The following is a 24,917-nucleotide window of genomic DNA, read 5'->3' as shown; positions in this document are numbered from 1 at the left end:
CCGTCCTTGGCCTCCTGACCCCGAACGCCGACATCTGCTCCAACCTGATGGTGCGAGACGATGTTCCCGCAGGCCAGGCAGATACCCTCTCCCGCTGTACGCCGATGGCGAACGTGAGATGCCCAAGCCGTGCGTGTCGCCCCTCCCACTAGGGATGTCTTACCCGTAGGCACGGACAGTCCATGCCGTTCGCACCGGTTCCCTCCGCTACGGGCGAACATCCATGCCCGGCCGAACGCTCCGGCACGCCCCTTTTTCCGGAACTCTGTGCGTTCACGGAAACGCCCAGCGTAACTCCGGGGCACTTCCGGCGGTTGCTCCTTGCATGGTTCCCACCGTTCCTCTCCCCCGTCGGCCGTTCGATCCGGGTGTTCCGGTCGATCCGGTGCTGCATTGGTACGAGAACGAACTGGGCTGGGCAGGCGTGCCCGGGTCGCCGGTACGGCTGGTCACGGGGCTGCGCTTCGACGTCCTGGAGGTGCCGGCGGAGGCGGGGTTCGCGGCGCTGCGGCATCTGGGGCCCGCTTCTCCGGTGGCGTTGCACGGGGAGCGGATGCGGCTGCTGGTTGCCGCGGGAAGTGCGGAGGAGCTGCCGGGGCTGCTGGACTGGCTGGAGTGGGGGGCTCTGGCGCTGGATCTCACGGCGATCGGCGCGGGCGGAAGCATCGAAGCTCCCCCGCCGCCGGATCTCGGCGTCTCGGTATCGCCGGGCTTCGGGGCTCAGGCGTCGCCGGATCTCAGCGCCTCGCCGGTACGGGATCCGGGGGCGCCGGCGTCGCCGGGTGCCCGCGCTCCGCTGCCCTCCGCACCCGGGACCCTGCCCGAGGACCGGCCGCAAGCGGGCCGGCCGTCGGCCGGTCCGGAAACACAGAAGGGCCCGCGAGGGGCCGCCCGCTGGCTGCGACCCCCGGAGCCCGGCTGCGAGGTGGAGCCGGCATTGCCGACACTGTCGGCGCTGGGCGGCAGGGCCGTCGGCGGGGGCGTTGGGGGCGCCCCCGATCTCGTACGACTCGTGCAGACGATGGCGACGCACTGCCACCGGGTACGGCTGCGGCGCGCGTGCGCTCAGCCGTTGGCCTTCTCGTAAGCCTCGCGAATGGACGCGGGAACTCGGCCACGGTCGTTGACCTCGTAGCCGTTCTCCTTCGCCCAGGCGCGGATCTGCGCGGTGTCCTGGCTCCCACCGGAAGCGACACGGGCCTTTCCGCGTCCGCCCGAAGCACGACCTCCGGTACGACGACCACCCTTCACGTAGGCCTCGAGAAGGCCACGGAGCTTGTCCGCATTGGCGGTCGTGAGATCGATTTCGTACGTCTTGCCGTCCAGCGCGAACGTCACGGTCTCGTCCGCCTCGCCACCGTCGAGGTCGTCGACAAGAAGGACCTGAACCTTCTGTGCCACCGGATTTCCTTTCATCGATAACTTCAGGGCAAGGAGGGCCCGCGGCGTCCGCCGTTTCGCCGTCCCTTGTTATATGCAGTACTGCAGTACGTCGGAAAGCAAACCGCTTTTGCTGGAAAAACACAAACCCCTGGCAGAGACTCACTGGGGACTGCCCGCCCGGAAACGTGCGCGTTTCGGACATAGGGAACGTGGGCAACGCACTCCGCCGGAATAGCCGGCCGCGATCACAGATGCAGAAGCATCCGGCTGTTGCCCAAGGTGTTCGGTTTCACCCGTTCGAGACCGAGGAACTCCGCCACGCCCTCGTCATAGGAACGCAGGAGCTCGGCGTAGACATCGGTGTCGACGGGTGTCTCGCCGATCTCCACGAAGCCGTGCTTCGCGAAGAAGCCGACTTCGAAGGTCAGACAGAAAACCCGGCGAACGCCGAGCCAGCGAGCGGTCTGCAGCAACTTCTCCAGCAACTGATGACCGACGCCGAGGCCCTTGACCGCGGGGTTCACCGCGAGAGTGCGCACTTCCGCGAGGTCTTCCCACATCACGTGCAGGGCGCCGCAGCCGACCACCTCAGTACTTGAGCCGGCGCCGCGTTCCGCGACCCAGAACTCCTGGATGTCCTCGTAAAGAGTGACCGTGGCTTTGTCGAGCAGGATACGGCGGCGCACGTTCGCGTCAAGGAGTCCGCGTACGGCCGCGACATCGCTGGTCCTGGCCCGCCGGACGGTGATGGCTTTTGCGGTGACTTCGGGATGCTGTGCCGGAAGCTCCGAGGGAACCTCTGCGGGATGCTCTGCTGGCATGAGCGGACGCTATCGCCCGGAGCCGTCCCCGTCGGCGGCGGGGTTCTCCCCCGAGCGCTCGGGCGCCGGTGGCCTTTCGGCGGCTTCGGAAGCTTGTGGTTCGGGCCCTTGCACCATGCGTACGGCATCCCTGAGCGCAACCCGCTGTTCCTCGCTCATCATCCCGAAGAAGGCGACGAGAGCGGCTGCCGGGTTGTCGCTCTGCGACCAGGCGTCGTTCATCAGCGCCGCCGAGTAGGCCGCGCGCGTGGAGACCGCCTCATATCGATAGGCCCGGCCTTCCGCCTCCCGACGGACCCAGCCCTTCTGATGGAGATTGTCCAAAACGGTCATCACCGTGGTGTACGCGATGGACCGTTCCTGTTGAAGGTCTTCCAGGACTTCCCGAACGGTCACCGGGCGGTTCCACTTCCACACCCGCGTCATGACCGCGTCTTCGAGTTCTCCCAATGGGCGAGGCACAGTTCAGAACAATAGTGGGAGATGGCCAACAAAAAGGGCGTACGACTCGAAGAACGTATGAAACGTCCGAGTCGTACGCCGATGAGAGCGCGGTTCGATGCGGGGCCGCCGGGGGCCGAAGGGTGCGCGGCGGGACTCCGCGCGGGGCGGCGGGTGGCTCAGGCCCCGGTGTCCTTGGGGCCCGGGGCCTGGCGGGCACCCTCCACGCGCGCGAGGGCGGCGTCGACGACCGCGTCCTCCTTGGCCTTGTTGGCGCCGCCCTGGCTCTTCACGATCGTCACGATGAGCCCGACGAAGAACACGGCCATCACGACGGGGGGCACGAGCGCGGAGACATAGTCCATGCCTCCAGAGTAGCTAGCCCGCCGCGAGCTGTTGCGGGGGGTTCGCCGGAGGCGGTCCGGGCTTGCGCCTCGGCGGGAAGACCTCGCCCGGGGTGGGGACGGGCCGGTCCGGGCGCGGGGTCCCGGCCGGCGGCTGGGACTGCGGTTTCGGCTCGGGCTTCTTGTCGGGCTCGTCGGCGGCCCGGCCCCCGGGCAGGGCCAGCAGCCGGGTGCGGGACGAGGGGACCGAGGCGACCGCGCGACCGGCGAGGCGGGCGCGCACGTCCTGCTCGGCGAGGACCCGGCATCGGTCCAGCAGGGCGGCCGCGGTGGGGTTGCCGCGCAGCGCGCGGAGCGCGGCGAGATCGTCGGGGTTCGGCCGGTAGCCCGCCGCGAGGACCTCTTCCAGGAGGACGAGGTAGCCGGCGGCGGTACCCGGCAGCGCGGCCCGGTAGCGGGCGAGGTCGGCCAGCAGGAAGGCCCGGAGTCTGGCTCCCTCGCGGGCCGCATCGTCGACGGACTCGGCGAGGCGGAGGCAGTCCTGGACGTCCTCGGCCGAGGCGGTACTGGGGTGCAGGGCGAGGGCGAGGGCACGACGGAGCACGCGCAGCTCCTCCGCACCGAACGCCATGCCGCCGTGGGATCCGTAGGGCGTGGGCATGCGGCGACGATACGCGCTAATCAGACAAAATCCGCATAGCGGTCATAATGTGGCGCGTCCTGTTTCCGTCGATGCCGGAGGAATGTCGATGCCGGAGGAATGCGGAATCGCATCCCGGAAGCGGTACCGGCCCCGCCGGAGCCCGGCGTCGAAGGGCCCCGCGAACGCGTCGCCCTTCGACGCCGACTCCAAAAAGCACGCGGGGCGAAAGCATGGGCGCACCGTGTGCGGAACGCTCAGGTACGCCGCCCATGGGCGCACGGTTCGGGGAGCGCGATACGCGCCGCACGTGAAAACGCGCTCCGAGGGGGCGCGCACGGCGCCGGCCCTCGGAGCGCGCTCCGCGGAACTCACATGCGCGAGACGTTCCGCTCGTACACCAGGCGCAGCCCGATCAGCGTCAGCCACGGCTCGTGCTCGTCGATCACCGAGGACTCGCCGAGGACCATCGGAGCCAGCCCGCCCGTGGCGATGACGGTGACGTCCTCGGGGTCGTCCGCGAGCTCGCGCGCCATCCGGTTCACGACGCCGTCGACCTGGCCCGCGAACCCGTAGATGATGCCGGACTGCATCGCCTCGACGGTGTTCTTGCCGATCACCGCGCGCGGCCGGGCCACCTCGATCTTCCGCAGCTGCGCGCCCTTGACGCCGAGCGCCTCGACGGAGATCTCGATGCCGGGAGCGATGACGCCGCCGATGTACTCGCCCCGCGCGCTGACCGCGTCGAACGTGGTCGCCGTACCGAAGTCGACGACGATCGCCGGTCCGCCGTACAGCTCGACCGCCGCCACGGCGTTGATGATCCGGTCGGCGCCGACCTCCTTGGGGTTGTCCGTGAGGATCGGCACGCCCGTCTTGACGCCGGGCTCGACGAGGACGGCGGGGACATCGCCGTAGTAGCGCCGCGTCACCTCGCGCAGCTCGTGCAGCACGGACGGAACGGTGGCGCAGATCGCGATGCCGTCGATGCCGTCGCCGAGCTCCTCGCCGAGCAGCGGGTGCATGCCCATGAGGCCCTGGAGGAGCACGGCGAGTTCGTCGGCGGTCCGGCGCGCGTCGGTGGAGATGCGCCAGTGCTCGACGATCTCCGCCCCGTCGAAGAGGCCGAGGACCGTGTGGGTGTTGCCTACGTCGATGGTCAGCAGCATGGCCGGGGTTACTCCGCCGCTCGCAGATCGAGGCCGATGTCCAGGATCGGGGAGGAGTGCGTGAGCGCGCCCACGGCCAGGAAGTCGACGCCCGTCCTCGCGTACGCCCCGGCGTTTTCGATGGTGAGACGCCCGGACGCCTCCAGGAGGGCCCGGCCCTCGACCACGCCCACCGCCTCCTCGCACTCGAGGGGCGTGAAGTTGTCCAGCAGGATCAGGTCGGCGCCCGCGTCCACGACCTCGCGCAGCTGGTGCAGGGTGTCGACCTCGACCTCGACCGGGACCTCCGGGAACAGCTCACGTACGGCCTTGAAGGCCTGTGCCACGCCGCCGGCGGCGACCACGTGGTTGTCCTTGACCAGCGCGGCGTCGGAGAGCGACATGCGGTGGTTGACGCCGCCGCCGCAGCGCACCGCGAACTTCTCCAGGGAGCGCAGGCCCGGCGTCGTCTTGCGGGTGTCCCGCACACGGGCCTTGGTGCCCTCCAGGGCGTCCGCCCACGCGCGCGTGGCGGTCGCGATGCCGGACAGGCGGCACAGGAGGTTCAGCGCGCTGCGTTCGGCCGTCAGTAGGTCGCGGGTGCGCGTGGTGACGCTCAGCAGCTTCTGGCCGGCCTCGACGCGGTCGCCGTCGTCGACGTGCCGCTCGACCTCGAACTCGTGGGTGCAGACCACGGAGAGGACGGCCTCGGCGACCCGCAGACCCGCGACGACGCCCGCGTCCCGGGCGGTGAAGTCGGCGGTGGAGACGGCGTCCTCGGGGATGGTCGCGACCGTCGTCACGTCCACGCCGTGGTCGAGGTCCTCCTGGATCGCCACGTTCGCGATGTCCTCGACCTCCAGCGGGTCGAGACCGGCGTCGGCGAGGAGCTGGGCGAGAGCGGGATCGAGGCCGCACTCCAGGTACGCCTCGTCCATGTCGGCGCCGCAGCCGCAGCCGTCGCCGCAGCCGCCGCTCTGGGCGAGGGGAAGGTCGTGGGTGCTCACTTCGGTCACTGCTCCTGGGGACGGGACTGGGGCGCCGGGTGGGGCTGCCGGGACGTCGGGGGGAAGTCTGCGGTATCGGTGGTGCGAACGGCGAGGGTCCGGTCGGGATTCAGCCGTACGACGATGTGGCGGCGCCAGTCCGCGTCGTCCCGGTCGGCGTGGTCCTCGCGCCAGTGGCAGCCCCGGGTCTCCTCGCGCTGGCGGGCGGCGGCGACCAGGACGCGGGCCACGCACAGCAGGTTGGTGGCCTCCCAGGTGTCGACGCCGGGCTCGGAGGTCTTGCCGTTCTCGTCGAGGGCGTCCCGCGCGTCGGCGTGCAGCCGCTGGAGCTGGTCGGCCGCGGTCGCGAGGGAGTCGGCGGAGCGCAGCACACCGGCGCCCATGGTCATGATCCGCTGGATCGCGAACCGGGCCTCGGGGGCGAGCAGCGGGTGCGCGGGCCTCTCGGGGTGCGGGACGGGTTCGGGCAAGCGCGCGTGGAGACCGTCCTCGGCGTGGCTCGCCGCGATGTCGGCGGCGATGCGCTCGGCGTAGACCAGGCCTTCCAGCAGCGAGTTGGAGGCGAGCCGGTTGGCGCCGTGGACACCGGTGCAGGCGACCTCGCCGCACGCGTACAGGCCGGGGACCGTGGTGCGGCCCCGCGCGTCGGTCCGAACGCCTCCGGAGGCGTAGTGCGCGGCCGGGGCGACCGGGACGGGCTCGGTCACCGGGTCGATGCCGTGGGCGCGGCAGGCGGCGAGGATCGTCGGGAAGCGGTGCTCCCACATTTCGGCGCCGAAGTGCCGGGCGTCGAGGAACATGTGCTCGGCGTCCTGCTCCTGCATGCGGCGCGTGATGCCCTTGGCGACGATGTCCCGGGGCGCCAGCTCGGCCAGCTCGTGCTGGCCCACCATGAAGCGCACGCCGTCACCGTCGACCAGGTGGGCGCCCTCGCCGCGTACCGCCTCGGAGACCAGCGGCTGCTGGCCCTCCGCGTCCGGTCCGAGGAACAGCACGGTCGGGTGGAACTGTACGAATTCGAGGTCGGAGACCTCGGCGCCCGCGCGCAGGGCGAGGGCCACGCCGTCGCCGGTGGAGACCGACGGGTTGGTGGTGGCGGAATAGACCTGGCCCATGCCGCCGGTCGCGAGGACCACGGCGGGGGCGTGCACGGCGCCGACTCCGTCGTGCTGGCCCTCTCCCATGACGTGCAGGGTCACGCCCGCGGTGCGGCCGTCGGCGTCCGTGAGGAGGTCGAGGACGAGTGCGTTCTCGACCGTGCGCAGGCCACGGGCGCGGACCGCCTCGACGAGGGCCCGGGAGATCTCGGCGCCGGTCGCGTCGCCGCCGGCGTGTGCGATGCGGCGGCGGTGGTGGCCGCCCTCGCGGGTGAGTTCGAGTCGGCCCTCGGCGGACTCGTCGAAGTGCGCGCCGGTCGCGATGAGCCGGCGGACGGCGTCGGGGCCCTCGGTGACGAGGATGCGCACGGCCTCCTCGTCGCACAGGCCCGCGCCCGCGACCAGGGTGTCGTCCAGGTGCTGCTCGGGGGTGTCGCCCTCGCCGAGGGCCGCGGCGATGCCGCCCTGGGCCCAGCGCGTCGAGCCGTCGTCCAGGCGGGCCTTGGTGACGACGACGGTCCTCAGCCCGGCGGCCTCGCAGCGCAGGGCGGCGGTGAGTCCGGCGACGCCGGAGCCGACGACCACGACGTCCGCGGTGAGGGCCCAGCCGGGGGCGGGGGCGTGCAGGCGTATGCCGGTGCCAGTGGCTGTTCCTGAACCTGTGCCTTTACCGGTCACGAGGCGGCTCCGAAGGTGAGGGGGATGTTGTCGATCAGCCGGGTCGTCCCGACCCGGGCGGCGACGGCGAGGACCGCCTCGCCTGTGAAGTCGTCCGGGACCTCCGTGAAGTCGGAGGGGTCGACGAGGGCGAGATAGTCCAGGACCAGCGGCGGCCGCGTGCGGGCCGCCTCGTCGAGAACCAGCCGGGCGGCCGCGCGGACGCCGCCGGGCCCGCCGGGGACGGCCTTCGCGACGGCGTGCGCGTCCGCCGCGGCCCGGGACTCGCCTATGGCGCTGAGGGCCTCGGCACGCGCGCGTGTGGCGGGCACCTCACGGGCCCGCGCGCGCAGCGCCTCCTGTGCGGCGTGCCGGTCGCGGCCCGCGAACAGGGCCTGCGAGAGGGCGAGCGCGGTGCGCCGCTCCTCGGCCGAGAGGTAGCGGTTGCGGCTGGAGAGGGCGAGTCCGTCGTCCTCGCGCACGGTGGGAACGCCGGCGATCTCCACACCGAAGTTCAGGTCGCGTGCCATGCGCCGGATCAGGGCCAGCTGCTGGGCGTCCTTCTGTCCGAACAGCGCCACGTCGGGCCGGGTGAGGTGCAGCAGCTTGGCGACGACGGTGAGCATGCCGTCGAAGTGGCCGGGCCGCACGGAGCCCTCCAGGCGTTCGCCCATGGGTCCCGCGGAGATCCGGACCTGGGGCTCGCCGCCGGGGTAGACCTCGTCGACGGAGGGGGCGAACACGACGTCCGCGCCCGCCTGTTCGGCGATCTTCAGGTCGGCGTCGAGGGTGCGCGGGTAGCGGTCGAGGTCCTCGCCCTCGCCGAACTGGAGGGGGTTCACGAAGACGGTCACGACCACTTCGCCTCCGGCTCCCGCGATCTCGCGGGCGGTGCGGATCAAGGTGGCGTGGCCCTCGTGGAGGGCGCCCATGGTCATCACGACGGCTCGGCGGCCCGCGCGGGCCCGCGCGTGCAGTTCGTCGGCGGTGCGCAGCAGGGCGGTGGTCATCGGGTGTCTCCCTCGGTCCCCTGGGTCCCGTCCGTCCCGTTGGCGAGTACCCCCAGGAGGTCCTCGGCCAGTTCCGGCTTGAGCAGTCCGTGGGCGAGCGCGCGGTCGGCGGTCGCGCGGGCCATCGCGAGATAGCCGGCGACGGTCTGTGGGGCGTGCTCGCGCAGCTCGGCGATGTGCGCGGCGACCGTGCCCGCGTCCCCGCGCGCGACGGGGCCGGTCAGGGCCGCGTCGCCCGACCTGAGCGCGTTGTCCAGAGCGGCGCCGAGCAGGGGGCCCAGCATCCGGTCGGGGGCCTCCACGCCCGCGGTGCGCAGCAGCTCCATCGACTCGGCGACCAGGGTCACCAGGTGGTTGGCGCCGAGCGCGAGGGCCGCGTGGTAGAGCGGCCGGGACTCCTCGGCGATCCACTCGGGCTCGCCGCCCATCTCGATCACCAGGGCTTCGGCGGCAAGCCGCAGCGCTTCGGGGGCGGTGACGCCGAAGGAGCATCCGGCGAGCCGCTGGACGTCCACGGGGGTGCCCGTGAACGTCATCGCGGGGTGCAGGGCGAGCGGCAGAGCGCCCGCCCTGAGCGCCGGGTCGAGCACCCGCGTGCCGTACCGCCCCGAGGTGTGCACCAGCAGCTGGCCGGGCCGGACGGATCCTGTCTCGGCGAGCCCCTCGACGAGCCCGGGCAGGGCGTCGTCCGGGACGGTCAGCAGGACCAGGTCGGCGCGCTCCAGGACCTGCGCCGGGGACACCAGCGGTACGTCGGGCAGGAGCTGCGCGGCACGCCGCCGGGAGGCGTCGGAGACACCGGAGACGGCCACCGGGCGGTGTCCGGCGAGCTGGAGTGCCGCTGCGAGCGCGGGGCCGACACGGCCGGCGCCGACAACGCCGACGGTGAGCCGCGCGGGGCGGTCCTTGGGGTCTGGCTGTAGGGATGTACTCACTCGACGGCGGCCTTCCGTTCCAGTCCGCTCGGGGTACCGGACGATTTCTCGTCATGTTAACGCGATTGGTTCCAGGGCTGTTCGGCCGTCCACAGGCTGTGGGTTTCCACGGGCCGCGGGAACAGGATGTGCGCCGACCGTGTGACCGGGATTTCCACAGGTCACGGGCGCGCGGAAATCGGGGTGCCGGGCCGGGCGGGATCGGGACATCATCCTGGGATGAGCGATACGGCGGCAGAGACCGGGACGGAGCCTGCGGAGCAGGCCGGGGAGGAGACGGCGGAGCTGTCTCCCGAGGAGCGATTCGAGCGGCGCGCCGCGGCCTGGAAGGCGGCAGAACGAGTGCTGTGGCGGCCCAGCCACCAGCAGACGCTCCGCGAGCGCCTGACGTGGCTGAGCGAGGCGGCCGGCGGTGTGTACGACCTCGACGAGCGGGTCGACATGTACGGCGACGGCCTTGTCGAGGCTCTGGAGGAGCGGGTCGCCGCGCTGCTGGGCATGGAGGCGGCGGCCTTCTTCCCGACCGGCACCATGGCCCAGCAGGTCGCCCTGCGCTGCTGGGCGGGCCGCACCGGCGACAGCACCGTGGCCCTGCAGCCCCTCAATCACCCCGAAGTCCATGAGCGGCATGCCTTCAGCCAGGTCAGCGGCTTGCGTCCGGTGCACGTGACGGACGCGCCCCGGCTGCCGACCGCCGAGGAGGTGCGGGACTTCCCCGAGCCGTTCGGAGCGCTGCTGCTGGAGCTGCCTCTCCGGGACGCCGGTTTCGTCCTGCCCTCCTGGGAGGAGCTCACCGAGGTCGTGGAGGCCGCCCGGGAGCGCGACGCGGTGGTCCACTTCGACGGGGCCCGGCTGTGGGAGTGCACCCCGCACTTCGGCCGCCCTCTGGAGGAGATCGCGGGCCTCGCGGACAGCGTGTACGTGTCCTTCTACAAGTCGCTCGGCGGCTTCGGCGGTGCCGCTGTCGCGGGGCCGAGGACGCTCGTGGACGAGGCGAAGACCTGGCGGCACCGGTACGGCGGCATGATCATCCAGCAGTTCCCGACCGTTCTGTCCGCACTGATCGGCCTGGAGCGGGAGCTGCCCCGGCTGCCGGACTACGTCGCCCACGCGCGCGTGGTGGCCGGTGCCCTGCGCGAGGGCTTCACGGAGGCCGGGGTCCCCTGGGTCCGTGTCCACCCGGAGGAGCCGCACACCCACCAGTTCCAGATCTGGCTGCCGTACGAGCCGGACGTCCTCGGGGACGCGGCGCTGCGGCACACCGAGGAGACGAGGACGGGCCTCTTCGCGCAGGGCTGGAACCGGGGCGGCCCGGGGCTCGCGTACACCGAGGTCACGGTGGCCGGGCCGAGCCTGGAGTGGACGGCGGACGACGTGAAGGCAGCCGTCCGTGCCTTCGTGGAGCGGCTGCCGGACGGAAGCGCCGGATAGCTCGGCGGAGCGCATCGGCCGGGGCGGCCGGAGGCGGCGGGTACCTCAGCGGGCCGGGTGCCGACGAAGCCCGTGCAGCCACCGGCCCAGAGCGCCGCGTATCCGGCCGTGGGCCGGATGCCCGGCCACGACGGCCAGGAACCGCCGGTAGTCCCGCAGCTCCCGCGCGGTCTCCCAGTCGTGGGCGCCGGGGGCGGGAGGGGCCGCCTCCCCGTGCTGCGAGGCCCGGTAGGCGTCCAGGAGGTACTGCTGGGTGATGCTCATGACGGATCGCCTCTCGGGACGAGGGATGGGATCCGAAGGCCCCGCGCGGACTGCCCCGGTCGTCCCAGGTTGCGCCTGATCACAGCGTCTGTCGCCTCGATTGACGGCCGCCGTCAATCGACGGCGGCCGTTGTCGGTGCCGGGGTGCACCATGGGGACATGAGCGTGCACATCGACATCGGCGGGCTGCGGCCGGAGGGGATCGCCGTCGTGCCGTCACCGCTGGCCGAGCTGGGGATGGCGTTGCACGCGCTGGCGGAGCCCGGGCACCACCCCGGGCTGCAGGGCTGGGTGACCGGGGTGACCGCCCGGCTCGATCCCCATCTCGCGGACCGCATGTGCGAGGCGGACTTCCTGTGGCGTACGACGTTCTCGGACCTGTTCCTGGCGTGTGCGGGCGTCCCGGGCGGGGCCACGCTTCCCGGCGCGACGCTCGCCGAGGACCTGGACCTGCTGGACAAGCTCACGGACGAGCAGTTCGTGGACGCGGCCCTGGAGTTCACCTGCGCGCTGGCCTACGGCTCCGAGGGGCCGCACGCCCTCTCCGATCCCGAGGTGCGCCGGCGTGCCGTGGATCTCGCCGCCTCGCGCGGGCCGCAGCAGACGCGGTTCACCGAGCGGCTGCTGGTGGACCCGCCGGGCGTGCGGGCCTGGCTGAGGCAGTTCCTGATGGACTGCGACGATGCCTTCTTCGCCGAGACCTGGTCCCGGCTGCGCCACCCGCTCGCCGCGGAGGCCCGCCACAAGACGGATCTGCTCCGGCACAAGGGCCTGTCCGAGGCGCTGGCCTCGGTCTCCTCCGCCCTGTTTCTGGACGAGACGGCGGGGCGCATCACCGTCGACAAGCTGACCGAGGGCCGCACGGTCACGGCGGACGGCGGCCTGCTCCTCGTCCCCACCAGCCTGGGCCGCCCGCACCTGATGGTGCTGCACCGGTACCAGTGGCAGCCGGTGCTGCACTACCCGGTCAGCTCCCCCGAGCTCGCCGCCCCGCCCTCCGTCGAGCAGCTGACCCTGCGGATGACCGCCCTGTCCCACCCGGTCCGGATGCGCATCTGCCGTCATCTGGCACGGAGCGCGTACACCACCGGCGAGCTGGCCCAGGCGCACGGCATGACCGCGCCGGAGATATCCCGGCACCTGGGCGTGCTCAAGAAGGCGGGCCTGATCACCACCCGGCGCCGCGGGCGGTATGTGCTGCACCAGCTCGACGTCAGCGTGGTGGCCCGGCTGGGCAGCGACTTCCTGGAGGGCATCCTGCGCTAGGGCATCCCGCGCCAGGTCGTCGGTCGAGGCCGTCGTCAGTCGAGACCGTCGTCAGTCGAAGCGGATGTGGCGCGCGCTGGTCCACGCCCGCCGCAGGCGTCCTCGTACGGCCCCGTCCCGGTTCGGCGTCAGCGCCAGCCCCGCCAGGACGGCTATCCGGTCGGCGGTCTTGGCGACCGTCGTCTGGTCGGTCCACAGATGCTCGGCGAACTCCGGCTCACGCAGCCGCTCCAGGCAGTGGTCGAGCTGCCGCACGGCCCAGCTCTCGCGCCGCAGCGGGGCGTCCTTCCCGGCGACGTACCGCAGGAGGTGCCCGAAGCAGCGCTCGCGCAGCCGCGCCAGTACGGTCTCGCGCTCGGCCAGCAGCGTGAAGTGCCGTACGTCGTGGCCCAGTTCGCCCAGCCGTCCGACCGTCTCCGCGAAGTACACGGGGTTCGTGACCGTCATGGGGGCGACGACCACGCCGTCGTGCTTGCGGAGCGCGAGGTCGAGCACCTCCACCACGCCCTGCCGCCAGGACACCAAGTCCTGGAAATCGCCGCGGAGTTCCGGCGGAAGCATGCGGCGCAGGCCGAAACCGGCGTGTTCCGGATCGCAGACGACGCTGCCGGGCAGCCGGCGCCGGATCTCGTGTGCGGTCTGTGTCTTGCCGCCCCCGAAGGGGCCGTTGATCCACAGGAGCATGCGCAGACCCTAGTGGGCGCCGGTCACGCCCCGGTCACGTCCCCGGTCACGTCCCCGGCCGCCGGCCCGTGCGGCGGTGGTCGTCGGCGCGCACCGCAGCGCGGCGGAGCGCGGCGCCGTGCGTCAGCCGAGCCCGCCCGCCCGGACGATCCCGGTCTCGTAGGCGAGCACGACCACCTGGACCCGGTCACGCAGCCCCAGCTTGGTGAGGATGCGCCCGACGTGGGTCTTCACGGTGGCCTCCGAGAGGACGAGGCGGGCCGCGATCTCGCCGTTGGACAAGCCCTGCGCGACGAGGATCATGACCTCGCGCTCGCGGTCGGTGAGGCGCTCCAGCCCCTTGTGCCCGGGCTCCTTGCCGGCGTTGGGCAGCATCGGCGCGAAGCGGTCGAGCAGCCGCCGGGTGGTGGACGGCGCGACCACGGCGTCGCCGCTGTGCACGGAACGGATCGCGGCGAGCAGCTCACCCGGGGGCACGTCCTTGAGCATGAAGCCGGAGGCGCCCGCCTTCAGCCCGGAGAAGGCGTACTCGTCGAGGTCGAAGGTGGTGAGGATCAGCACCTTCGGCGGGTTCGGGTCCGAGCAGATGCGGCGGGTGGTCTCCACGCCGTCCAGCTTCGGCATGCGTACGTCCATCAGCACCACGTCGACCGCGGTGGCCCGCAGGACCTGGAGGGCCTCGACGCCGTCGCCCGCCTCGGCCACGACCTCCATGTCCGGCTGGGCGGCGAGCACCATCCGGAAGCCGGTGCGCAGCAGCACCTGGTCGTCGACGAGCATCACGCGGATCGCCATCGGGGTCCTTTCACTTCGTACGGTTGACATGTGTACAGGTGTCAGTGGGCCGCTTTGAGCGGCAGCAGGGCGCTGATGCGGAAGCCTCCACCTGGCCGCGGCCCCGCGTCCAGGGTCCCGCCGACCATGCCGACGCGCTCCCGCATACCGATCAGGCCGTGGCCCTGCCCGTCGGCGCCGCCCTCCTCGTACAGCTCGTGGGGCGCGCCCTTGCCGTCGTCCTCGACGAGCAGTCCGAGGCCGTCGTCGAAGTAGACCAGGCGGACGCTCGCACCCGCGTTCGGGCCCCCGTGCTTGCGGGTGTTGGTGAGCGCCTCCTGCACGATGCGGTACGCCGTCAGTTCCACGCCGCTGGGCAGGGGGCGCGGGGTGCCCTCCACCTTGAAGTCGACGGGGAGGCCGGAGGTGCGGCACTGCTCGATGAGGTCGTCGAGCTGCTCGACGTCGGGCTGCGGCACGTACTCGCCGCCCTCCTGGTGCTCGCCGGTGCGCAGGACGCCGAGCAGGCGGCGCATCTCGGCGAGGGCCTGCCGGCCGGTCCCCGAGATGGTCTCCAGCGCCTTCTTGGCCTGGTCCGGGGCGGTGTCCATGACGTACGCGGCGCCGTCGGCCTGGACCACCATCACCGAGACGTTGTGCGCGACGACGTCGTGCAGCTCGCGCGCGATCCGGGCGCGCTCGGCGGCGACGGCGACCTTGGCCTGTGCCTCGCGCTCCTTCTCCAGGCGGGCGGCCCGTTCCTCCAGCTGCGCGAGGTAGGCGCGGCGGGTGCGGATCGAGTCGCCGAGCACCCAGGCGAGCGCGAACGGAACCGTCTGGAAGATCGCTATGAGGACGCCGCCGAGACCGCCGGCCTCGTGCGCGGGCCAGCGCATCTGCGAGAGCGTGCCCGCGCACAGGCCGCCGATCAGCGCGAACCGGGAGGCCCAGCGGGCGCCGTCCGCCGCGACCGTGTAGATGATCACCAGCATCGCGAAGTCCTCGGGCGCCGACGGGACGTCCAGGACGAGCTGTGCGAGGCCTGCCGCCACGGCCAGGATCAGCATCTTCTCGGGCATACGGCGGCGCAGCGCGACGACCAGGCTCAGTACCACGGCGATCGGGAGCGCCGCGGCGACCGACCCCCGCTGGTCCGCGGCGCCGTTTACATTGCTGAGGCTCACGCCGGAGATCCCGAGCAGGGCGACGGCCCAGAAGCTGTCGACCCATGTCGGGTGCCTGCGGAGAAAATCATAGAGGCGCTGCACGTAACCCAGAGTAGGGAAGCGTGCAGTGTGCAGGGGTCAACCGGAGGATCGATCCGGGACCGCCCCTCGTACTCCCCAAGGTGGAGGCCGCCCGCTCCGGGACGCTTAGCCTGACCCCGTGAGACATGCGGCGGCGGGCGAATGGCGAGGGTGGCGCGAGGCGACGGAGGAAGCGCTGTACGGCCCCTCCGGCTTCTATCGCGCGCCCGAGGGACCCGCCGGACACTTCCGGACCTCGGTGCACGCGTCCCCGCTGTTCGCCGGAGCCGTGGCACGGCTGCTGTGCCGGGTCGACGCGGCGCTCGGCCGGCCGGACGCGCTGGACTTCGTCGACATGGCGGCCGGCCGGGGCGAGCTGGTGACCGGCGTCCTCGCCGCTCTCCCCGCCGACGTGGCCTCCCGCACGCGCGGCCACGCGGTCGAGCGCGCCGACCGCCCGGTCGGCCTCGATCACCGGATCGCCTGGCTCGGCGAGCCCCCGGAGGGGATCACCGGGCTGCTGTTCGCCAACGAGTGGCTGGACAACGTGCCCGTGGACGTCGCCGAGGTCGGCCCGGACGGGGTGCCGCGGCTCGTCCTCGTACGCGGCGACGGAACCGAACGCCTCGGGGAGGCCGTGACCGGGGCGGACGCGGAGTGGCTGCGGAACTGGTGGTGGCCGCCGGCCGGCACGCGGCTCTCCCGCACGCCCGCACCAGGGGCGCGGCCGGTCCGCACGCCCCCACTTGAAGCTCCGCCTCCACGAGGGGCGCGCACGTCTCCCGAAGAGCCCCCCGCGCCCGCCGAAGGCGCCCGTGCCGAGATCGGGCTGCCCCGGGACCTCGCCTGGGCGTCCGCCGTGTCCGCGCTCGACCGGGGTCTCGCCGTCGCCGTCGACTACGCGCACTTCGCGGGCGGACGGCCGCCCTTCGGGACGCTCACCGGTTTCCGGGAAGGACGCGAGACGGTTCCGGTGCCGGACGGGTCGTGCGACATCACCGCGCATGTGGCGCTCGACGCGTGCGCGGTGCCCGGAGGGCGCGTGGTGACCCAGCGCGCGGCGCTGCGCGCCCTGGGCGTGAGCGGCGCGCGCCCTCCGCTCGCACTGGCGTCCACGGACCCCGCCGCCTATGTGCGCGCCCTCGCGGGCGCCGGCGCGGCGGCGGAGCTCACGGCGCCGGGCGGCCTGGGCGACTTCGGCTGGCTGCTCCAGCCCGTCGGCCTCCCGGAACCGCTCCGGGACACCCAGGCCGCCGAGGACGCCCTCCTCCGCGGTGCCCTACTTGTCGATGTCCCCGACCACGAAGAACAGTGACCCGAGGATCGCCACCATGTCCGCGACCAGCGTCCCCGGCAGCAGTTCGGCGAGCGCCTGGATGTTGTTGTACGAGGCGGAGCGCAGCTTCAGCCGGTAGGGGGTCTTCTCGCCCTTGCTGACGAGGTAGTAGCCGTTGATGCCGAGAGGGTTCTCGGTCCACGCGTACGTATGCCCCTCGGGCGCCTTCAGGACCTTGGGCAGACGCTGGTTGATCGGCCCGGGCGGCAGCTCGGCGAGCCGGTCGAGGCAGGCGTCCGCGAGATCCAGGGAGACGTGCGTCTGCTCCAGGAGGCACTCGAAGCGGGCCAGGCAGTCGCCCTCCTGGCGGGTGACGACCTTCAGGGTGTCCTGGAGCTCGCCGTACGCGAGGTAGGGCTCGTCGCGGCGCAGGTCGAAGTCGACGCCGGAGGCGCGCGCGATGGGACCGCTCACGCCGTACGCGTGCACGGCCTCCGGCGCGAGGACGCCCACATCGCGCGTACGCCCCCGGAAGATCTCGTTGCCGAGCACCAGGTCGTCGTACACGCCCATCCGCGAGCGCAGCGCGGCGACACAGGCACGCGCGCGTGTGGCCCATCCGGCCGGGAGGTCCTCCTTGAGGCCGCCGACCCGGTTGAACATGTAGTGCATGCGCCCGCCGGAGATCTCCTCCATGACGTGCTGGAGTTCCTCGCGCTCGGTGAAGGCGTAGAAGATCGGGGTGATCCCGCCCAGCTCCAGGGGATAGGAGCCGAGGAACATCAGGTGGTTGAGGACGCGGTTGAGCTCCGCGAGGAGCGTGCGGGTCCACACCGCGCGCGGGGGGACCTCCATGCCGAGCATCCGCTCCACGGCGAGGACGACGCCGAGCTCGTTCGAGAAGGCTGACAGCCAGTCGTGGCGGTTGGCCAGCATGATGATCTGGCGGTAGTCGCGCGCCTCGAAGAGCTTCTCCGCGCCGCGGTGCATATAGCCGATGACCGGCTCCACGTGCTGGATCCGCTCGCCGTCGAGCACGAGCCGCAGCCGCAGCACGCCGTGGGTCGAGGGGTGCTGGGGGCCGATGTTGAGCACCATGTCGGTGCTCTCGGCAGCTCCGCCGATGCCGACCATGGTCTCCGTCGTAGGAGTCATGGACACAGTCTCTCGTACGTACGCTTGCTCCATGGAGACGGGGAGCACGCAGACCGCGGAGAACGCGATGCCGGAGCCTGTCTGGACCGGACTGCCCCCAGGGCTGCTGCGGATGCGACGGCTGTTGCTGGTGGTGTGGCTGGGACTCCTGACGATCGCCGTCGGGGTGCTCCTGGGACTGTTCGCCGGTCCGGGCTGGGCGGCCTTCGCCCTGCTGCCGCTCGCCCTGACCGTATGGGGCTGGCGCATGCTGGGGCGCAACTGGCGCTCCTGGCGGTACGCCGAGCGCGCGGACGACCTGCTGATCAGCCGGGGTGTGCTGTGGCGTGAGGAGACCGTGGTGCCGTACGGGCGCATGCAACTGGTCGAGGTGACCTCCGGGCCCGTCGAACGCCACTTCGGGCTCTCCAGCGTCCAGCTGCACACGGCCGCCGCGGCGACCGACGCGTGCATCCCGGGTCTCGACCCGGCCGAGGCCGAGCGGCTGCGGGACCGGCTGACCGAACTGGGCGAGGCACGATCGGCGGGACTGTGAGCACGGCTTCCCCGGACTCCTCGGGATCCATGGGGAACACCCCTGCCGCGCCCCTCGGTCCGGCCGGTACGACGGTCCCGCCGGGCGACGACGATTCCGTACGGGAGGAAAAGCCGCTGTTCGAGCGGCGGTTGCACCCCGTCACCCCGTTCCGGCGCGCCTGGGCGCCGGTCGCCGTGCTGGCCGGCTGGGCCGTCCACGACCCCAACCAGGCGCAGGAGCAGCTGACCCGGCTCACCACGACGGCGCTGCTCGTCGGGCTCGCCGTGATCGTCCCGGGCGCCGCCCTCTACGGCTTCCTGAGCTGGTGGTTCACCCACTTCGCGGTGACCGACACCGAACTGCGCATCCGTACCGGCCTGTTGTTCCGCCGCACCGCGCACATCCGGCTCGAACGGCTCCAGGCCGTCGACATCACCCAGCCGCTGCTGGCCCGCGTCGCGGGCGTCGCCAAGCTCAAGCTCGATGTCGTCGGCGCGGACAAGAAGGACGAGCTCGCGTACCTGGGCGAGGGCGAGGCCCGGATGCTGCGCGCCGAACTCCTCGCCCGCGCCGCCGGTTTCGCGCCCGAGTCCGCCCACGAGGTCGGCGAGGCCCCGGTGCGGCGGCTGCTGCACGTCCCGCCCGCCGTCCTCGCCGTCTCCCTGGTGCTCACCGGAGCCACCTGGGGATCCCTGGCCGCCGCGCTCGTCGTCCCCCCGCTGCTGTGGTTCGCGACGCACAGCGTGTGGACCGTCCTCGCGACCGGAGTGCCGCTGCTCGGCGCGGCGGGCGCGAGCAGCGTCGGACGGTTCGTCGGCGAGTACGACTGGACGGTGGGCGAGTCGCCCGACGGACTCCGCATCGACCACGGGCTCCTGGACCGTACGCACGAGACGGTGCCGCCCGGACGGGTGCAGACCGTACGGATCGTCGAACCCCTGCTGTGGCGGCGGCGCGGGTGGGTGCGTGTCGAGCTGGACGTGGCCGGGTCGTCGAACTCGGTCCTCGTGCCCGTCGCTCCGCGCGAGGTCGCCGAGGCCGTGATCGCCGCGGTGCTGCCCGGGGTGATCGTTCCGGCATCCCTGGACCGGCCGCCGCGGCGGGCCGGCTGGTGCGTGCCGTTCTGGTGGCGCGGGTACGGACTCACCGTCACCGACACCGTCTTCGTGGCGCGCCACGGACTGCTGCGGCGCAGCCTCTCCCTCGTTCCGCACGCGAAGGCACAGAGCGTACGGCTGACGCAGGGGCCGTGGGAGCGCCTCAAGGGGCTCGCCGACGTCCATATCGACACCGGCGCGGGCAAGACCGTGACGGCGCGGCTGCGGGATGCCGTGGAGGCGACCGAGCTCCTCCAGGCCCAGGCGGACCGGTCCCGCACGGGGCGGCGGGAAGCCCGGCCGGACCGCTGGATGGCCTGAGGGCGCGCACAGAAGGAGTGAGGGCAGTGGCGCGATGCCACTGCACTCACTCCGTGGTGCCTGCTCGGGAGGCGGGCGGCTCAGGAAGCCGCGCTCCGCAGCCCCGCCATGTCGATGTGCTCGGTCTCGTCGTGCGCGGTCAGGTCGATGACCTGGCGGCCGCGCGAACCCTCGCTCGCGGGCTTGAACCCGGACTCGGCCTCGGCCTTGTGCAGGGCGAGCGCCTCCTGGCCGACCACGTCGGCCAGGTCCTCGTTCTGTACGGCCTCCATCGCGGCGGCGTCGGACGACTCCTTCTGCGTACCGAAGAAGTCGAACCCGCCCTCGACCGAGGGGCGTCGCACCGACGTGGTGGCCGGGACGACAGCCACCGCCGTCGGCACGGTGAAGTGCCCGGACCGCTGGGAGGGCTTGGCGGGATGCGACGCCCGCGCCGACAGAGCCACCTCGGCCCCGGGCGACGTGGCGGCCGTGCCAGACGTGGCGGACTGCGACGGCTCGGCCTCGGCGGCCGCGCGCTGGTGCTCGCCGACCGCCTCGGGCTTCCCCTGCGCCCCACCCGCCTCCGCGACGGCGTCCGAGGACGGACCCGCCTCATCGGCCGGAGCGCCCTTCGGGGACTCGCCGTTCACGGCCGTGTTCCTCGCCGCGACCGCGGACTTCCGCGTCGCCGCGCTCTTCTTCGCCGCCGCGTCCCTCTTGACGGCCGCGTCCAGCGCGGACTCGCGGTGCTCGGGCACACCGTTCAGGGGCTTGGCCGTCGCCGAACCCGCGTCGGCGTCGGGGGCGCCGTCCGGAACGGCGGCGGAGTCGGGGTCCGTATCGGGGTCCGTGTCGGGGAGCGCCAGGGCCACGGACGACGAGACCACGACGCCCTTGACACTCTCCGCCTCCCGAGGGCCACCCGCTATCCGGCTCAGCGCCGCACCGGCCCGCAGGAAGAGCGACGACCCGGTCGGCGAGAACACCTCGGGGGACTCGTCCGCCTCGGCACCGGCCTCCGCCTTCGCCTCCGCGTCCGCATCCGTGGAAACCGTGTCGTCGTCGGGCGCGATGAAGGCCTCGACGGCGTCGACGGCGTCCGTCCCGCTCCCGGACACCGCGCCCTCGGGTTCCTCGGACGTCTCGGACTCCTCCGGCTCCTCGGACGACCCGACCGTCCCGGGCTCGTCCGGCGAATCCACCGCGTCGGAGGAGTCCTCCGCGCCCGGGGATTCCGGCGTGTCCGGGGAATCCGGCATGTCCGGGGAATCCGGAGTCGTCACCTCGTCCGGAGTCGTCACCTCGTCCGGAGCCGTGCGCGCGGCCGGCAGGGCGGGCGTGGGCACCGACGCCTCTATCGCGAGCTGCCGACGGCCCTCCAGGGCCGTCGCCCGCTCCGTCTCCGCCGTGGCGTACCGCCGAAGCAGCGCCGCGTGCTCGTTGCGCAGGCCGGCCAGCTCGGTGCGCTTGGCGCGCAGCTTCTGCTCCAGCTTGACGCGCAGCTCGCGCGACTCGTCGAGGTCGGTCTCCAGTTCGGCGACGCGCTCCTCGTGACGCCACTCGTCGCTCGCCCGCGCGCGCGTGAGGTCGGCGACGCGTTTACCGGCCGCGGTGTCCCAGCGGCGCATGACGACCGCACCGGCGACCGCCGTCACCGCGGCACCCGCGGCCAGGACACGGAGCACGAAGGCCTCCGTGAACAGCCAGGGCCCTACGGCACAGACGAGCGACACGCCGGCGATCGCCGAAGGAGGCAGCACCCTGTGCAAGGGCGGGGAATGGCGGTGGCGTCCACGTGGCATGGCCAGAAACTTACCGCGCGTAGGCGAATCTTGGTGCCCCGCCCGGTAAAAACACAGTCACCCCGGAACCTTTGTCCCGTACCAGCCGTCGGCAGGGCACACCTCTTGTCCCACAAGGCCCGTCCCGCCCCCCGGCCACCCCCGCTCCTCGATCGATTCCGCCGGCTCCGGACGGTTCACCGAATCGGAATGCTCGGGGCGCGACATTTCTCCGAGGGACGGCATTCTTCTCCGTGCCGGGCACCGAACGGCTCGCGTCAGCGGTCGCTCAGCCGGCCGCTCATCCACTGCAGCGTCGCCGGGATCTCCCGCCGCCACGTGTTGAAGTTGTGGCCGCCGCTGTCGAGGATGATCGACGAGATCCTGGTGCGCCCGTTGGACTTCACGAGGTCTATGAAGTCCAGCGTCTCCTTGTAGTTGGATTCACCCGCCCTGCTGCTGCTGACGAGGAGTGAGGTGTCGGGCGCGGGCTTGTTCTTGAGGTACCAGCGCAGGTCCGCGCTGTCGCGCAGCGCCTTGTCGCCGCGGAAGAGGTCTCCCGTCGTACGGTCGACCGGCGCCTTGTAGTACGGCGACAGGCCCGCGCCGGCGGCGTACACCTCGGGGTGGTGGACGGCCAGCTTCAGCGCGCAGTAGCCGCCGGTCGAGTCGCCGACGATGCCCCAGCTCCCGGGCTTCCTGCCCACTCTGTAGTGGGCCGATACGGCGTCGGGGAGATCCTCGGCGAAGAAGGACTCGGTCCGCGGACCACCGGGGATGTCCACGCACTCGGTGTCCCGCGGGGGCGCGACGGTCGGCCGCAGCATGACCAGGATCATCGGCTGGATCTTGCCGTTCTTGGCCAGCCGGTTAGCCGTCTGCGGAAAGTGCAGGGCCTTGATGAGCGCCTCGGCCGTGCCGGGATAGCCGGTCAGCACCGTGACGGCCGGGAACGTACGGGTGCGGTACCGCGGCTGGAAGTACTCCGGCGGCAGGTAGACGTACGCCGGTGTGGCGATACGCGTCGTACGGCCCACGATGTCAATCTTCTGGATCTGGCCACCGGTCCGCGGCCGGGACCCGCCCGAGACGGCCACCTGCTGGGTGTCCACCACCTGGAGAGGGCCGCCGCCCGGACCGCCCGCGCCGTTGTGGTCGACGACCACGCCCTCGCCCTTCTCCCGGCCGAGGAGGTCCGCCCAGCTGGCGTAGAACCCGAACGCCTGGTTGGCGGACAGTCCGATCGACGCGAACAGCGTCACCTGGGTGGCCAGCAGCAGCCCCACGCGTCCGCTGACGGACCACCAGCCGCGCCGGGCCAACCGGGGCCACCACCAGACCGTGCCGACGAACAGCAGCACGGCGAGTAGGACCGCCACCACCAGCACCTTGTTGCTCGTGAGACCCATGAGCTGTTCCCGCCTGCGCTTTCCGCCCGGGCCCGCCCCACCCTTTCGCGAGGCCTTGCCCTGGACTTTCCTTGCCCTTTGAACCGGCTTTCCGGAGAGGAGTGAACCTGTCTCCCCAAGACACCGTCCTAGAGGGCGCAATGTCGCCGGATGCCGGATTGGCACCGGGTTCAAGGTCTCTCGCAGAACCACGGGATGCGATGTCTGTCAGGATAGATGGGGAAATGTCGGGTGGGGTTCCGAGCCGAACAGGCCGAACGCGGCGCATATTCCGCGGTCCGAGCCCGGAGGCCGTCCCCGCCCTGATCGCCAGGGCCTGCACGCTCGTGGGTCTCCTGGACATCGCCGCGGGCGTCTTCCCGCGCTTCCGTCACAGCCGTATGCACGCCCTGGCCGAGGTGCTGCCCGGCTCGTTCGGCCCGTTCGCCGCGGCCCTGTCGCTCAGCGTCGGAGTGCTTCTGCTGCTGCTCGCCCACGGACTGCGCCGCCGCAAACGGCGGGCCTGGCGCGCCGCGGTGCTGCTGCTCCCGGTGGGCGCCGCCGCGCAGTTCGCGTACCGCCACTCGGTGATCGGCGTCGTCATCTCGGCCGCGCTGCTCGCACCGCTGCTGCGCCACCGCGACGAGTTCACGGCCCTGCCCGATCCACGCAGCCGCTGGCGCGCGCTCGCCAACTTCGTTCTCATGGGCGCCGGTTCCCTCGTCCTCGGACTCGTCATCGTCAGCGTCCACGAGAACCGCATGATCGGCGACCCGAGCCTGGCCGACCGCATTACCCATGTCCTGTACGGCCTGGTCGGCTTCGAAGGCCCCGTCGACTACGCGGGCCCCACCTCCTGGACGGTCGCGTTCTCGCTCGGCGCGCTCGGCTGGCTGACCGCCGTCACCACCGTGTACCTCGCCTTCCGCCCCGAACACCCCGCCGCCCGCCTCACCGAGAACGACGAGGCCCGGCTGCGCGTCCTGCTGGACAGGCACGGCGGCCGCGACTCCCTCGGCCACTTCGCGCTCCGCCGCGACAAGGCGGTCGTCTTCTCCCCCAGCGGCAAGGCGGCGGTGACCTACCGGGTCGTCTCCGGAGTGATGCTCGCCAGCGGCGACCCCATCGGCGACGTGGAGGCCTGGCCCGGCGCCATCGAGCGCTTCATGGACGAGGCCAGGGCGCACTCCTGGACGCCCGCCGTCATGGGCTGCTCCGAGACCGGCGGCGAGGTGTGGACCCGCGAAACCGGCCTCGACGCCCTCGAACTGGGGGACGAGGCGGTGGTGGATGTCGCGGATTTCTCCCTGTGCGGGCGCGCGATGCGGAACGTCCGCCAGATGGTGAAGCGCATCGAACGGGCTGGATACGAGACCCGGGTACGGCGCATCCGTGACCTCGGCGAGGGCGAACTGGACCGGATACGGCGCGCCGCGGAGGACTGGCGCGGCACCGACACCGAACGCGGCTTCTCCATGGCGCTCGGCCGCATCGGCGACCCGTCCGACGGGAACTGCCTGATCGCCACGGCGCACAAGACGGACGACCCGCCGGGCCCGTACGGCGACCTGAAGGCCGTCCTGCACTTCGTCCCATGGGGCACCGACGGTGTGTCGCTCGACCTCATGCGCCGCGACCGCGCGGCCGACCCCGGCATGAACGAACTCCTCATCGTGGCGGCGCTCCAGGCGTCGCCCCGCCTCGGCATCGACCGGATCTCGCTCAACTTCGCGATGTTCCGCGCGGCGCTCGCCCGCGGCGAGAAGATCGGTGCCGGACCCGTGCTGCGCGCCTGGCGCGGACTGCTGGTCTTCCTGTCCCGCTGGTTCCAGATCGAGTCGCTGTACAAGTTCAACGCCAAGTTCCGCCCGCGCTGGGAGCCGCGCTTCGTCGTCTACGCCTCCCCGCGCGACCTCCCCCGCATCGGCTTCGCCGCCATGCAGGCCGAGGGCTTCGTGAACCTCGCCCTGCCCCGGGTACTGCGCCGCCGCGCACCGGCCCCGCGTCCCTGCACACACGCGGTCGCGGAGCGAGGGGTCAGGGCGGCCTAGCCGACGAGCCGGGCGGCGCCCCACGAGGGGACCCGCCCGCCCGGCCGACACGGACCTGCCGGCACAGGGCCGGCCGACACAGGCGGCGGGCGGGAAACGGGCCGCGCGGCGTCCGAGGGCCCGGCGGGGGACAACCCGCACCCGCCTCCGGGAACCACTGACACCGGCAGGGGGCGATGAGGCCCCCCGCGGGAGGCCTA

General features: G+C 72.3%; 24 protein-coding genes. 7 read left to right on the top strand and 17 right to left on the bottom strand.

Annotated elements, in window-relative coordinates; translation table 11 throughout:
* Positions 1-325: 325 nt before the first annotated feature.
* The gene (locus ABZX90_RS33820; RefSeq protein ID WP_351126246.1) at positions 326-1,087 is read left to right on the top strand and encodes an SCO3374 family protein; all 762 of its coding nucleotides are present in this window, start codon (positions 326-328) and stop codon (positions 1,085-1,087) included.
* Here the strand turns inward: ABZX90_RS33820 and ABZX90_RS33815 are convergent.
* From ABZX90_RS33815 to ABZX90_RS33770, 10 genes are all read right to left on the bottom strand, one after another.
* Complete coding sequence (locus ABZX90_RS33815; RefSeq protein WP_266584564.1) at positions 1,066-1,401, bottom strand: Lsr2 family protein; 336 nt, start codon at positions 1,399-1,401, stop codon at positions 1,066-1,068. The two genes, ABZX90_RS33820 and ABZX90_RS33815, sit on opposite strands and share 22 nt — an antisense overlap.
* 227 nt (positions 1,402-1,628) lie before the next feature.
* A complete protein-coding gene (locus tag ABZX90_RS33810; protein WP_351126248.1) occupies positions 1,629-2,204 on the bottom strand; it encodes an amino-acid N-acetyltransferase in 576 nt (191 codons plus the stop codon).
* Between the two features lie 9 nt (positions 2,205-2,213).
* Entirely contained in the window at positions 2,214-2,654 is a 441-nt protein-coding gene (locus tag ABZX90_RS33805; protein ID WP_351126250.1) for a BlaI/MecI/CopY family transcriptional regulator, read from the bottom strand.
* Positions 2,655-2,824: 170 nt separating this feature from the next.
* Positions 2,825-3,010 (bottom strand): hypothetical protein, encoded by a 186-nt coding sequence (locus ABZX90_RS33800; RefSeq protein WP_355211325.1) that lies wholly within the window; start codon positions 3,008-3,010, stop codon positions 2,825-2,827.
* 13 nt (positions 3,011-3,023) lie between these two features.
* Positions 3,024-3,620 carry a hypothetical protein gene (locus ABZX90_RS33795; RefSeq protein ID WP_351126428.1) on the bottom strand — a complete coding sequence of 199 codons (597 nt, stop codon included), beginning with the start codon at positions 3,618-3,620 and terminating at the stop codon, positions 3,024-3,026.
* 380 nt (positions 3,621-4,000) lie between these two features.
* The gene (locus ABZX90_RS33790; protein ID WP_351126254.1) at positions 4,001-4,798 is read right to left on the bottom strand and encodes a type III pantothenate kinase; all 798 of its coding nucleotides are present in this window, start codon (positions 4,796-4,798) and stop codon (positions 4,001-4,003) included.
* A gap of 8 nt (positions 4,799-4,806) precedes the next feature.
* Positions 4,807-5,784 carry a carboxylating nicotinate-nucleotide diphosphorylase gene (gene nadC, locus ABZX90_RS33785; RefSeq protein ID WP_351126256.1) on the bottom strand — a complete coding sequence of 326 codons (978 nt, stop codon included), beginning with the start codon at positions 5,782-5,784 and terminating at the stop codon, positions 4,807-4,809.
* A 5-nt stretch (positions 5,785-5,789) separates the two neighbouring features.
* A complete protein-coding gene (locus ABZX90_RS33780; RefSeq protein ID WP_355211320.1) occupies positions 5,790-7,559 on the bottom strand; it encodes an L-aspartate oxidase in 1,770 nt (589 codons plus the stop codon).
* Complete coding sequence (gene panC, locus ABZX90_RS33775) at positions 7,556-8,548, bottom strand: pantoate--beta-alanine ligase (RefSeq protein ID WP_351126260.1); 993 nt, start codon at positions 8,546-8,548, stop codon at positions 7,556-7,558. Before panC ends, ABZX90_RS33780 begins: the two co-directional genes overlap by 4 nt.
* Positions 8,545-9,483, bottom strand: a complete 939-nt coding sequence (locus ABZX90_RS33770; RefSeq protein WP_351126261.1) for a DUF2520 domain-containing protein — start codon at positions 9,481-9,483, stop codon at positions 8,545-8,547. Before ABZX90_RS33770 ends, panC begins: the two co-directional genes overlap by 4 nt.
* Positions 9,484-9,702: 219 nt before the next feature.
* Here ABZX90_RS33770 and ABZX90_RS33765 point away from each other — a divergent pair, with 219 nt between their 5' ends.
* On the top strand, positions 9,703-10,914 hold the full coding sequence (locus ABZX90_RS33765) for a beta-eliminating lyase-related protein (RefSeq protein WP_355211316.1): 1,212 nt from the start codon (positions 9,703-9,705) through the stop codon (positions 10,912-10,914).
* Between the two features lie 45 nt (positions 10,915-10,959).
* Here ABZX90_RS33765 and ABZX90_RS33760 read toward each other — a convergent pair whose 3' ends face one another.
* Entirely contained in the window at positions 10,960-11,178 is a 219-nt protein-coding gene (locus ABZX90_RS33760; RefSeq protein ID WP_351126265.1) for a hypothetical protein, read from the bottom strand.
* A gap of 159 nt (positions 11,179-11,337) precedes the next feature.
* Between ABZX90_RS33760 and ABZX90_RS33755 the strand changes: the two genes are divergently transcribed.
* Positions 11,338-12,444, top strand: a complete 1,107-nt coding sequence (locus ABZX90_RS33755) for a DUF5937 family protein (RefSeq protein WP_355211313.1) — start codon at positions 11,338-11,340, stop codon at positions 12,442-12,444.
* Between the two features lie 51 nt (positions 12,445-12,495).
* Here ABZX90_RS33755 and ABZX90_RS33750 read toward each other — a convergent pair whose 3' ends face one another.
* From ABZX90_RS33750 to ABZX90_RS33740, 3 genes are all read right to left on the bottom strand, one after another.
* Positions 12,496-13,128 (bottom strand): AAA family ATPase, encoded by a 633-nt coding sequence (locus ABZX90_RS33750; protein ID WP_355211310.1) that lies wholly within the window; start codon positions 13,126-13,128, stop codon positions 12,496-12,498.
* Positions 13,129-13,251: 123 nt separating this feature from the next.
* Entirely contained in the window at positions 13,252-13,923 is a 672-nt protein-coding gene (locus tag ABZX90_RS33745; protein ID WP_351126271.1) for a response regulator transcription factor, read from the bottom strand.
* A gap of 41 nt (positions 13,924-13,964) precedes the next feature.
* Complete coding sequence (locus ABZX90_RS33740; protein ID WP_351126273.1) at positions 13,965-15,170, bottom strand: sensor histidine kinase; 1,206 nt, start codon at positions 15,168-15,170, stop codon at positions 13,965-13,967.
* 118 nt (positions 15,171-15,288) lie between these two features.
* Here ABZX90_RS33740 and ABZX90_RS33735 point away from each other — a divergent pair, with 118 nt between their 5' ends.
* Positions 15,289-16,464 carry an SAM-dependent methyltransferase gene (locus tag ABZX90_RS33735; RefSeq protein ID WP_355211306.1) on the top strand — a complete coding sequence of 392 codons (1,176 nt, stop codon included), beginning with the start codon at positions 15,289-15,291 and terminating at the stop codon, positions 16,462-16,464.
* Here the strand turns inward: ABZX90_RS33735 and ABZX90_RS33730 are convergent.
* The gene (locus ABZX90_RS33730) at positions 16,429-17,580 is read right to left on the bottom strand and encodes an NADH-quinone oxidoreductase subunit D (protein ID WP_355211303.1); all 1,152 of its coding nucleotides are present in this window, start codon (positions 17,578-17,580) and stop codon (positions 16,429-16,431) included. The two genes, ABZX90_RS33735 and ABZX90_RS33730, sit on opposite strands and share 36 nt — an antisense overlap.
* A gap of 31 nt (positions 17,581-17,611) precedes the next feature.
* Here ABZX90_RS33730 and ABZX90_RS33725 point away from each other — a divergent pair, with 31 nt between their 5' ends.
* Positions 17,612-18,115 (top strand): PH domain-containing protein, encoded by a 504-nt coding sequence (locus ABZX90_RS33725; RefSeq protein ID WP_351126278.1) that lies wholly within the window; start codon positions 17,612-17,614, stop codon positions 18,113-18,115.
* A 29-nt stretch (positions 18,116-18,144) separates the two neighbouring features.
* Positions 18,145-19,515 carry a PH domain-containing protein gene (locus ABZX90_RS33720; RefSeq protein ID WP_355211300.1) on the top strand — a complete coding sequence of 457 codons (1,371 nt, stop codon included), beginning with the start codon at positions 18,145-18,147 and terminating at the stop codon, positions 19,513-19,515.
* Positions 19,516-19,595: 80 nt separating this feature from the next.
* Here ABZX90_RS33720 and ABZX90_RS33715 read toward each other — a convergent pair whose 3' ends face one another.
* Together ABZX90_RS33715 and ABZX90_RS33710 are read right to left on the bottom strand one after the other, a co-directional pair.
* Positions 19,596-21,299, bottom strand: coding sequence for a hypothetical protein (locus ABZX90_RS33715; protein ID WP_355211297.1), 1,704 nt, complete (start codon positions 21,297-21,299; stop codon positions 19,596-19,598).
* Between the two features lie 257 nt (positions 21,300-21,556).
* Positions 21,557-22,687: an alpha/beta hydrolase-fold protein gene (locus ABZX90_RS33710; protein WP_355211294.1), complete on the bottom strand. Its 1,131-nt coding sequence runs from the start codon at positions 22,685-22,687 to the stop codon at positions 21,557-21,559.
* A 224-nt stretch (positions 22,688-22,911) separates the two neighbouring features.
* Between ABZX90_RS33710 and ABZX90_RS33705 the strand changes: the two genes are divergently transcribed.
* The gene (locus ABZX90_RS33705) at positions 22,912-24,717 is read left to right on the top strand and encodes a phosphatidylglycerol lysyltransferase domain-containing protein (protein ID WP_355211291.1); all 1,806 of its coding nucleotides are present in this window, start codon (positions 22,912-22,914) and stop codon (positions 24,715-24,717) included.
* Positions 24,718-24,917: the final 200 nt, after the last annotated feature.

It is taken from the genome of Streptomyces sp. NPDC002935, assembly GCF_040611295.1.
Classification (GTDB): domain Bacteria; phylum Actinomycetota; class Actinomycetes; order Streptomycetales; family Streptomycetaceae; genus Streptomyces.
The sequence above is the reverse complement of the archived record's forward strand: the minus strand, read 5'-3'. Positions and strand labels throughout refer to the sequence as shown.